Raw genomic sequence first — 9233 nt, forward strand, 5'->3', positions numbered from 1 at the left:
ACCTGCGGAATGCCGGACCCGGCCGCGCCCGGCGCGAAGCGTCGGGTCAACCACACCAGGCCGGCCGTGCACAGCGGCGTCCAGACGAGCGGGGCCCAGGGCGACCACGCGCGCAGGGCCGCGAAGCCCGCCATGGCCTGCTCGCTGACCCAGGTGAAGGCCACGACGGCCAGACCGGCCGCCACGGCGAAGCCGAGGACCACGGCGCGGGCCAGCCACTGCCGCCAGTCGGTCAGATCGTCGCGGACCGCCGACAGGAAGTCCGGGTCGGCGTGCGCGGCCCCTGGAGGGTCGCCGGGCTCGCCGGGCTCGCCATTGCGTCGGGGCGTGGAGGGAGGACTCGGTGCTCGGTGATCGCCAGACATGGCGCCGAGTATCCCGCTGCGGTCCGGCGATCGCTGTCGTCGCGCGTACGCGAGTCGCTCGCGCTCACACGGCGGCGGTGGGCTCCGGGAACTTCTCCGCATAGAGCTGCGCCAGCCAGTCCACGAACACCCGCACACGCGGCGACAGCTGCCGGTGCTGCGGATAGAGCGCCGACAGCGTCATCGCCGGACTCTCCCAGTCCGACAGCACCTCGACGAGCCGGCCGTCGGCCAGTTCCTGCTCGAGGTGGAAGCGCGGCACCTGGATCAGGCCGCAGCCGCGCAGCGCGCAGGCCAGGTAGTTCTGCGCGTCGTTGACCGAGATCCAGCCCGGCAGCGGATAGCGTCGCAACTGGCCGTCCACCGTGAGCTCGATCGGATAGTCCGCGCCGCCGCCGCTGGCGAAGAATCGCACCGTCTGGTGCCACGGCAGGTCGTCCGGATGCCGCGGCGTGCCGGCGCGGGCCAGGTACTCGGGACTCGCGCAGAGAACCTGCGGCATCGAGGCCAGCTTGCGCGCCACCAGCGTCGAGTCCCGCGGCGTGCCCGCGCGCAGCACGCAGTCCACGCCCTCGCGCACCAGGTCCACCAGCCGGTCGCCGCCGCTGACCACCAGATCGATCTGCGGAAAACGCGCGCGGAACTCGTCGATGCGCGGCAGCACGATGTGCGACGCATGCACCCCGTGCATGTCCACCCGCAGCACGCCGCGCGGATTCGACGCGACCTGCTTCAGCGAGGCCTCCGCATCGTCCAGCTCGTTGAGCACCAGCACGCAGCGCTCGTAGTACGCCTGGCCATCCAAGGTCGGCCGCACGTCGCGTGTCGTGCGGTCCAGCAGCCGCGTGCCCAGCCGCGCCTCCAGCGCCTTGATGGCGTGCGTGGCCGTCGCCCGTGGAATGTCCAGGTGCGCGGCCGCCTGCGTGAAGCTGCGCAGCTCCACGATCCGGGTGAACAGCTGAAGGGTCTCGAATCGGTCCATGCCAGCATCCTCTCAGGCATTTGTTGAGTCAGGCTGAACTGACAAGCCAATTGTCACGCCTTTTTCCGGATGGGATCAACAACCAGAATTCGTTCCATCGCAACCCGGAAGTCCTTCTGTCCCTCTCCCCCGGCTTCCGACAACCCCTTGGAGCGAACCATGACCGCCACTTCCACTTCCACTTCCACTTCCACCTCGACCCCGATCTCGAACTCGATCTCCACCGACCGCGGCCTGCGCACCGCCCTCGTCACCGGCGCCTCGCGCGGCATCGGCCAGGCCATCGCCAAGCGGCTGGCCGCCGACGGCTACACGGTCGTCGTCAACTACGCCGGCAACGCCGCCGCAGCCCAGGAGACCGTCGCCGCGATCGAAGCCGCCGGCGGCCGCGCCAGCGCCGTGCAGGCCGACGTGTCCGATGCCGGCCAGGTCGCCGCGCTGTTCGAGGAGACACTGCGCCGCCACGGCCGCCTCGACGCCGTCGTGCACAGCGCCGGCGTCATGCCGCTGGGGGCGATCAAGCCGTCCAGCCTCGAGACCTTCGACCAGGTCATCGATACCAACCTGCGCGGCGCCTTCCTGGTGCTGGCCCACGCCGCCGAGAAGGTCGCCGCCGGCGGCCGCATCGTGGCGCTGTCGACCAGCGTGATCGCGAAGTCCTTCCCCAACTACGGCCCCTACATCGCCTCCAAGGCCGGCGTCGAAGGCCTGGTCCACGTGCTGGCCAACGAGCTGCGCGGCCGCTCGATCACCGTCAACGCCGTCGCCCCCGGCCCGGTCGGCACCGAGCTCTTCTTCAAGGGCAAGTCGCAGGAGCAGATCGACGGCGCCGCCAAGGTCGCCCCGCTGGAGCGCCTGGGCACTCCCGAGGACATCGCCAACGCCGTGTCCTTCCTGGTCGGCAAGGACGGCGGCTGGATCAACAGCCAAGTCGTGCGCGCCAACGGCGGCTTCGCCTGAGCCCCTTTCTCAGTCTTCTCCTCGACCTCCTCTCCAGTCCCTTCATTCCGGAGCACTGTCATGAACACGTCGACCTCGTCTTCTTCGTCTTCCCAGGTCATCCTCGTCACCGGCGCCTCGAGCGGTTTCGGCGCCATGAGCGCCCGTGCGCTGGCCGACGCCGGCCACGTCGTCTACGCCAGCATGCGCGCCACGCAGGGCCGCAACGCGCCGCAGGTCGCGGCCGTCGATGCTTATGCGAGCGAGCACGGCGTGAAGCTGCACGCGCTGGAACTCGACGTGCAGTCGCAGGACTCGTCCGACGCGGCCATCGCCCGCATCGTGGCCGAGCAGGGCCGGCTCGACGTCGTCATGCACAACGCCGGCCACATGGCCTTCGGCCCGGCGGAGGCCTTCCTGCCGGAGCAGTACGCGCAGCTCTACGACGTGAACGTGATCGGCGCCCAGCGCGTCAACCGCGCGGCGCTGCCGCAGCTGCGCCGGCAGGGCCGCGGCATGCTGCTGTGGATCGGCAGCAGCAGCACGCGCGGCGGCACGCCGCCCTACCTGGCACCCTACTTCGCGGCAAAGGCGGCGATGGACGCGCTCGCCGTCAGCTATGCGGGCGAACTGGCGCGCTGGGGCATCGAGACGGCCATCGTCGTGCCGGGCGCCTTCACCAAGGGCACCAACCACTTCGTGCATTCGGGCTCTCCGGGCGACGTCGAGCGGGTGGCAGCCTATGACAGCGGCCCGACGCAAGGCCTGGCCCAGGAGATCATGACCAACCTGGCCGCCGCCGAACCCGCCGACGCGGATCCGACCGAGGTCGCCCGCGCCGTCGTCGACGTGGTCGGCGCGCCCTTCGGCAAACGCCCGTTCCGGGTCCACATCGATCCGTCGGAGGACGGCAGCAACGTCGTCAGCGCGGTCGCCGACCGCATCCGCAGCGAGTTCCTGCAGCGCGTCCAGCTCGGCGATCTGTTGACGGTGCGCAACGCCGGCGCCACGCCGGTGTGAGGATCGGCGCGATCCGCCACGGATTGCCTCCTCCGCAAGAGGGAGTCCGGGCGGATCAGGGGGTCCGCGGCGGCGGGGCGCTGATATCCTCGCCGCCGCTTGCGCATCCGCGCGCACGCGGCGGCGACGCCGCGCAACACCCGACCCCTCGCCTCCCATGATCGTCGGCATCGACCTCGGCACGACCAACAGCCTGATCGCGGTCTTCCGCGACGGCCGCCCCCAACTGATCCCCAACGCGCTGGGCGATGTCGCCACCCCGTCCGCGGTGGCCATCGACGACGCCGGCAAGCTGATCACCGGCCTGGCCGCCCGCGAGCGCGCCGCCACCGATCCGGCCCGCAGCGCCCAGGCCTTCAAGCGCCTGATGGGCACCGACCGCACGGTCAAGCTCGGCAACCGGTCGCTGCGCGCCGAGGAGCTGTCCGCGCTGGTGCTGCAGTCGCTGAAGGCGGACGCCGAAGCCTTCCTCGGCGAACCCGTCACCGAGGCGGTCATCACCGTCCCCGCCTACTTCAACGAGGCCCAGCGCCGCGCGACGCGCACCGCCGGGGAACTCGCCGGACTGAAGGTCGAGCGGCTGCTCAATGAGCCTACCGCCGCCGGCCTGGCCTATGGCCTGCAGGACCGGCCGGACAACAGCACCTTCCTCGTCTTCGACCTGGGCGGCGGCACCTTCGACGTGTCGGTGCTGGAGTACTTCGACGGCGTCGTCGAAGTACGCGCCAGCGCCGGCGACACCCGCCTGGGCGGGGAGGACTTCGCCCACGCCGTCGGCAAGCTGTTCATCGAGCGCTGCGGCGACCTCTCGCTGGCCGAGCGCGAGCGGCTGCTCAAGGATCCCGCGCTGTGGTGGCGCCCCGCCGAGCAGGCCAAGCGCGACCTCAGCGAACGCGAGAGCACCGTGATGGGCCTGATGCTGGACGGCCGACGCGCCGAGCTCACGATCACGCGCGCCGATTTCGAGGCCGCCACCGCCGAACTGCTGCAGCGCCTGCGCCGCCCGATCGAGCGCGCGCTGCAGGACGCGCAGCTCTCGCCCGCCGCGCTGAACGAAGTGGTGCTGGTCGGCGGCGCGACGCGCATGCCGATGATCCGCCAGATGATCACGCGCCTGTTCCAGCGCCTGCCGCTGCGCACCATCGATCCCGACCAGGCGATCGCGCAGGGCGCGGCCGTGCAGGCCGGCCTCAAGGCGCGCGACGCGGCGCTGGACGAGGTGGTGCTGACGGACGTGATGCCGTTCTCGCTGGGCGTGATCACCTCGCAACGCATCGGCCAGCAACGTGTGGACGACCGCTTCAGCCCCATCATCGAACGCAACACGCCGGTGCCGGTGTCGCGGATGGACCGCTTCGTCAGCATGTTCGACGGCCAGAAGGTCGTGGACCTGGACATCCGCCAGGGCGAATCGCCGGTGGGCAGCGAGAACCTGCACCTGGGCAAGCTGACCATCGATCTGACGCCCGCGCCGGCCGGCGAGGCTGTGATCGAGGTGCGCTTCACCTACGACGCCAACGGGCTGCTGGAGGTGGACGTGCGCGACGTGAAGGGCGGGCGCACCGCCAGCACGCTGATCCGCAACACCGCCACCGAGATGAGCGAGGCGCAGGTGGCGGAGGCGCTCAAGCAGTTGCGCGCGCTCAAGCGCCATCCGCGCGACGAGGAGGAGAACCGCTATCTGGTCGAGCGCGCCAAGCGCCTCTACGAGGACCGGCTCGGCGAGCAGCGCGTCGCGATCCAGAGCTGGCTGGGCCAGTTCGAGCAGGCGCTCGACACCCAGGACCCGCGCATCATCCGCCAGGCCCGCCAGCAGATGCGCCAGGCGCTGGACAGCATCGACGGCGGCTTCCGCTTCTGAGGCCGGGACGATGAGCGGAAGCGGATCCGGCGGCCATTGGCACGAGACGTGGCGCCGCGATTGCGAGCGCGTGGGCCTGGCCGGCACCAGCGTCGATCTCGTCGAGATCAAGCGCACCTACGCCGCGACCTTGCGCAAGACCCGGCCCGAGGACGATGCCCAGGCCTATCAGGCGCTGCGCGAGGCCTACGACCGCGTCGTCGCCCATGCACGCCACGAGGCGAAGCGCGCGCGGGCCGGTGCCGAGGCGGACACGTCGATAGCCACGGCGCCCGTCGCCTCCGGCCAAGCCGGGCAGGGCGGGCAGGGCGGGCAGGCCGTGCGGGTCCAGGCGGCTCCGGCGAACGCGGACGAACCCTCCGGTGCGAAGGCGCTGTGCGACTGGCTGCAGGCCCGGATCGACGGCGTTCCCGCCGCGCTGCCCCAACGTCTGGAGCAGTTGCGGCGCGAGGCGCTGGACTCCGCACTGCCTGAGCTTCAAGACCGTCTGGCCCGCCTGCCGCTGAGCGAGCAGCCGGAGGCGTCGGTGCGACTGGCCGACCTGCTGCTGCGGCACGCCGACATCGCGCCCGGCGGACTGGTGCATCTGCTGCACCGTCACTTCGCCTGGATCGGCGACTTCCGCGCCGAACGTCTGCTCGGCCGCCACAGGATCTCGGCGCTGACCTCGCTGCTGGAGCGTGAGCTGGCTCTCCGTCCGCTGCCGCTGGAGGACGCCGCCCTGGAGCGCGAGTACGGCTCGCTGGGCGCGCTGGCCACCTGGCTCTCGTCGCCGCGATGGCTGGACCGGCAACGCGCGAAGGTCGCGATCATCGGCATGGGGCACGGGCTCGCGGTGCAGCTCAGCCGGGCCGGCCCGACGCTGCTGCGCCAGCTCGGCGTCTCCAACGACGCGGAGGAGGAGATCCGGCACCTGCTCGCGCTCACGAACCTCGTGGCCTGGGCCTTGATGTCGCTGATCGTGGTGGGCGCGCTCTACGCCGCGGGTTTCACCTCGCTGCTGGCCTTCGACGGGCCACTGGCCATCGCCGTCGGCGGCCTCGTCGTGCCCTTCCTCCTGTTCATCCTCTACGTGCTGCTGGGCGTCAGCTGGGGGGGCATCAACGCCACGCCGGTGGGACGATGGATCCAGTCCTGGTCGCCGAAGTACGGCGGCTGGCTCGCGATGGCCGGCTTCATCGCCGCGGGCGCGGTCGGCCGCCATGCCGGCATCGACGCCGGCGCCGACCGGGAGTTCACGCTGCTGGCGGCGCAGATCCTCGCGGGGACGAGCCTGATGCTGGCGTTCTCTCATTGGGGCGTCTTCCTCGCCACCAGCCTCACGTGGCTGGTCGCGCTGGGCGTGCTGACGCGGTTCTCGCCGACCGCCGACCTGGTGCAGTTCGCGCCCGACGTGCCGGCCGTCCCGAGCTTGTGGATGGGCGTGGCCGCCGCCTGGGTCACGCTCGGCGGGATGGTACTGACCCGCGGGTTCTACGAGCCGCAGAAGGACGGCAGCCTGCGGCCGCAGTGGCCGCAGGGCGGCATCGCCGCGCTCCTGCTGATGGGCACGATCGGCCTGCCCACCGGGCTGAGCTGGCTCGCCGTCTTCGGCGGTCATCGGCTGATCGTGGGCGGGTTCATGCTCGCCGTCACGGCGGTCGTGGCCGCACCGGCCGGCCAGTGGCAACTGGTCGCGGGCCCGGTGGGCCTGTTCGTCGGGCTGGGCCTGCTGGTCGCCGTCCAGCGCGCCGGATGGTGGATCGGGCGTCGGCTCATGGCCAGACGACGGACGGTGACGGCATGAACGACGACTCGCTGGACGACACGCTGATGGACGAGCTGACGGACGAGTCCTCCGGATGGACGCAGGCCTGGCACAGCGACTGCGCGCGCGTGGGCCTGACGGCCCCGAGCACCGACCTCGCCGAGATCAAGCGCGCCTACGCCAAGACACTGCGCAAGACCCGGCCCGACGACGACGCCCAGGCCTATCAGGCGCTGCGCGAAGCCTATGACCGCCTGCTCGCCCATGCGCGCTGGCAGCAGGCGCACGGAACGCCGGAGGTCACGCAGGTCACGCAGGTCGAGAAGGTCGCGCAGGACACGCCGGGCGACGACCGGCGCGCCGAAGCACGCGACAGCGGGGCCGGTGACGACGGCTTCGCGGACACGATGGCTTTCGCCGACACGACGGCCTTCGACGACACGACGGCCGCTGCCGATGAGGACGCCTCCGTCGACACGGCGGCCTCCGCCGGTGACGCCCTGCCCGACACCGTGCCGGCCTGGCGCTCGCCGTCGGAACTCCGCGATTGGCTGCTGGCGCTGCGGCCGCTCGGCCCCGTTGCGCTCGAGCGCGCGCTGCCCGAGCTTCGCGCCGCGCTGGAGGCCTTGCCGCTGGAGACGCACGCGCAGGCGTCGGTCGAGTTCGCCGACATGATCCTCGCCACGCGCGCGGGCCTGCCGCCGCTGGTGGTGGAGTTCCTGCGGGTGCACTTCGGCTGGGACGGCGACTTCCGGACCGAGCGTCTGCTGGGCAGCCAGCGCATGGCGGCCCTGGCCGATCTGCTCCAAGGCATCCCGCGTCCGGTGACCGATCCGGAGCAGCGGCGCGAATTCGGCCCGGTCGCCCGCCTGGCCAGGATGGCCGGGCCCGGCGGCAACAGGAACCGGGCACGGCTGCTGACGCTGCTCACCGGTCATGCGCTGCAGGTCCGGCTCCATCGCGCCGGACCCTGGCTGCTGCGCCGCCTCGGCGTCGAGCCGGCAGACCGCCAGGGGCTGGAAAGGCTCATCGCCGAACTCCCGGTCGTGCAGACGGTCCTGGGCATGCTCGCGGGCTTCGTCATGGCGATGGTGGCCGGCCTGGTCTGGAACGACGCCTTCCTCGCCGCGCTGGCGATCCCGGTCGGTGCCGTGGTGGCGACCGTGGTGTGCTACGGCGTGCAGGTCGGGCACGTGGTCGCGCACCGGGTGGTGGGCGCGCCCGTGTCCCGCCTCGTGTCCCGCGTGCTGCCGGCCCGCTGGTCCCGCACCTGGTCCCGCGCCTGGCCCTGGGTCGGCGTCGTCGCCATCCTGGCGGCCGGCGCGCTCGGCCAGTACGGGGAAGCGGTCGCTGACTGGGCCCCGCTGGCGACCATGGCGCTGGCCGTCGCCGGACTGATGCTCGCGCTGCCCGCCGAGGCCGCCGGCATCGCCGCCGTCGTCCTGCCCTGTCTGCTCGTGGAACTGCTCGGCCCGCATGCCTTGTCGCCGCTCGCCCGAGGCTTCCTGTGGGCCTGGGTGCTGGCGGGCGCACTGGTCTTCCACCAGGGGCTCTACGTGCCGAACCGGACCCTGCACGATCTGCCGCGACGGCCCGACGGCGGTGCGCGCGCGGTGGCCGCGCTGGCGACGGTCGGCCTGCCGACGCTGATCGCCTGGCTGACCGCCCAGTGCGGCCTGCGCTTCACCCTCGCGCTGTTCGCGATGACGGCCATGGTCGGCGCGCTGATCCCCCGGCACAGCCCGCACCTCGTGTGGGCGCTGCCGCTGGCGTTCGGCGCCTGGCTCGCCCTGCTGCTGGCGATCAAGCGCGCGGGCTGGCGGCTGGGCCTGCGCCTGCTCGGCGACGACCCGGCGCGCTGAACTCAGGGCAGGGGGACCCAGCCCGACGGCGACCAGCGCAGCAGCACGTCGGTCAGCGGATTGGGCGACTTGCCCATGAGGTCGCGCACCTGCGCGCGCAGCGCGTCGAGCGTGGACGCGTCGTCGTCGCTCACGTAGAGCACCGTGTCGTTGGCCGGCGCCGCGACGATCAGCTTGCCCTTCTGCGCATCGGCCAGCGGCTTCCAGTCGTCGATGAAGACCAGACGGCTGGGCTGCGGCACCGGGCCGTCGAGCTTGCCCACCTCGCCCGCGGGCACCGGCTTGGCATGCTGCAGCACCTGCGGCATCGCGTCGTAGGTGTTCTTGCGCGCGGTCTCGCGCACCTGGTCGACGGACAGGTTCAGCGTCTTGTAGTCCTTCTCGCTGATCAGCCGCGACGCGCGCATCGTGTCGAAGACCGGTACGGTCACCAGCGGACCGATGAAGGGTCGCGGCC

The 9233-nt window shown here is 71.9% G+C and carries 6 protein-coding genes and 2 pseudogenes; 5 read left to right on the top strand and 3 right to left on the bottom strand.

Features of this window, described 5'->3' with window-relative positions; translation table 11 throughout:
• Nucleotides 1–365: pseudogene (locus VF536_RS10095) on the bottom strand (chloride channel protein); the annotation flags it as partial.
• A 64-nt stretch (nt 366–429) separates the two neighbouring features.
• Nucleotides 430–1347 carry a LysR family transcriptional regulator gene (locus tag VF536_RS10100; protein ID WP_331614714.1) on the bottom strand — a complete coding sequence of 306 codons (918 nt, stop codon included), beginning with the start codon at nt 1345–1347 and terminating at the stop codon, nt 430–432.
• A gap of 159 nt (nt 1348–1506) precedes the next feature.
• On the opposite strand from VF536_RS10100, the gene VF536_RS10105 reads away from it, so the two are divergent.
• The 5 genes from VF536_RS10105 to VF536_RS10125 all read left to right on the top strand — a co-directional run bounded on the left by VF536_RS10105 (nt 1507) and on the right by VF536_RS10125 (nt 8776).
• Entirely contained in the window at nt 1507–2307 is an 801-nt protein-coding gene (locus tag VF536_RS10105) for an SDR family oxidoreductase (protein WP_331614715.1), read from the top strand.
• Nucleotides 2308–2367: 60 nt separating this feature from the next.
• Nucleotides 2368–3306: an SDR family NAD(P)-dependent oxidoreductase gene (locus VF536_RS10110; RefSeq protein ID WP_331614716.1), complete on the top strand. Its 939-nt coding sequence runs from the start codon at nt 2368–2370 to the stop codon at nt 3304–3306.
• Between the two features lie 157 nt (nt 3307–3463).
• Nucleotides 3464–5167 carry a molecular chaperone HscC gene (locus VF536_RS10115; RefSeq protein ID WP_331614717.1) on the top strand — a complete coding sequence of 568 codons (1704 nt, stop codon included), beginning with the start codon at nt 3464–3466 and terminating at the stop codon, nt 5165–5167.
• Nucleotides 5168–5177: 10 nt separating this feature from the next.
• Nucleotides 5178–6953, top strand: a complete 1776-nt coding sequence (locus VF536_RS10120) for a hypothetical protein (RefSeq protein WP_331614718.1) — start codon at nt 5178–5180, stop codon at nt 6951–6953.
• On the top strand, nt 6950–8776 hold the full coding sequence (locus tag VF536_RS10125; protein WP_331614719.1) for a hypothetical protein: 1827 nt from the start codon (nt 6950–6952) through the stop codon (nt 8774–8776). Before VF536_RS10120 ends, VF536_RS10125 begins: the two co-directional genes overlap by 4 nt.
• Before the next feature lie 2 nt (nt 8777–8778).
• On the opposite strand, the pseudogene VF536_RS10130 reads toward VF536_RS10125, so the two are convergent.
• Nucleotides 8779–9233 (bottom strand): annotated as a pseudogene (locus VF536_RS10130) (hypothetical protein); the annotation flags it as partial.

Origin of the sequence: Roseateles sp. (genome assembly GCF_036486225.1) — a bacterium.
GTDB lineage: Bacteria > Pseudomonadota > Gammaproteobacteria > Burkholderiales > Burkholderiaceae_C > Roseateles.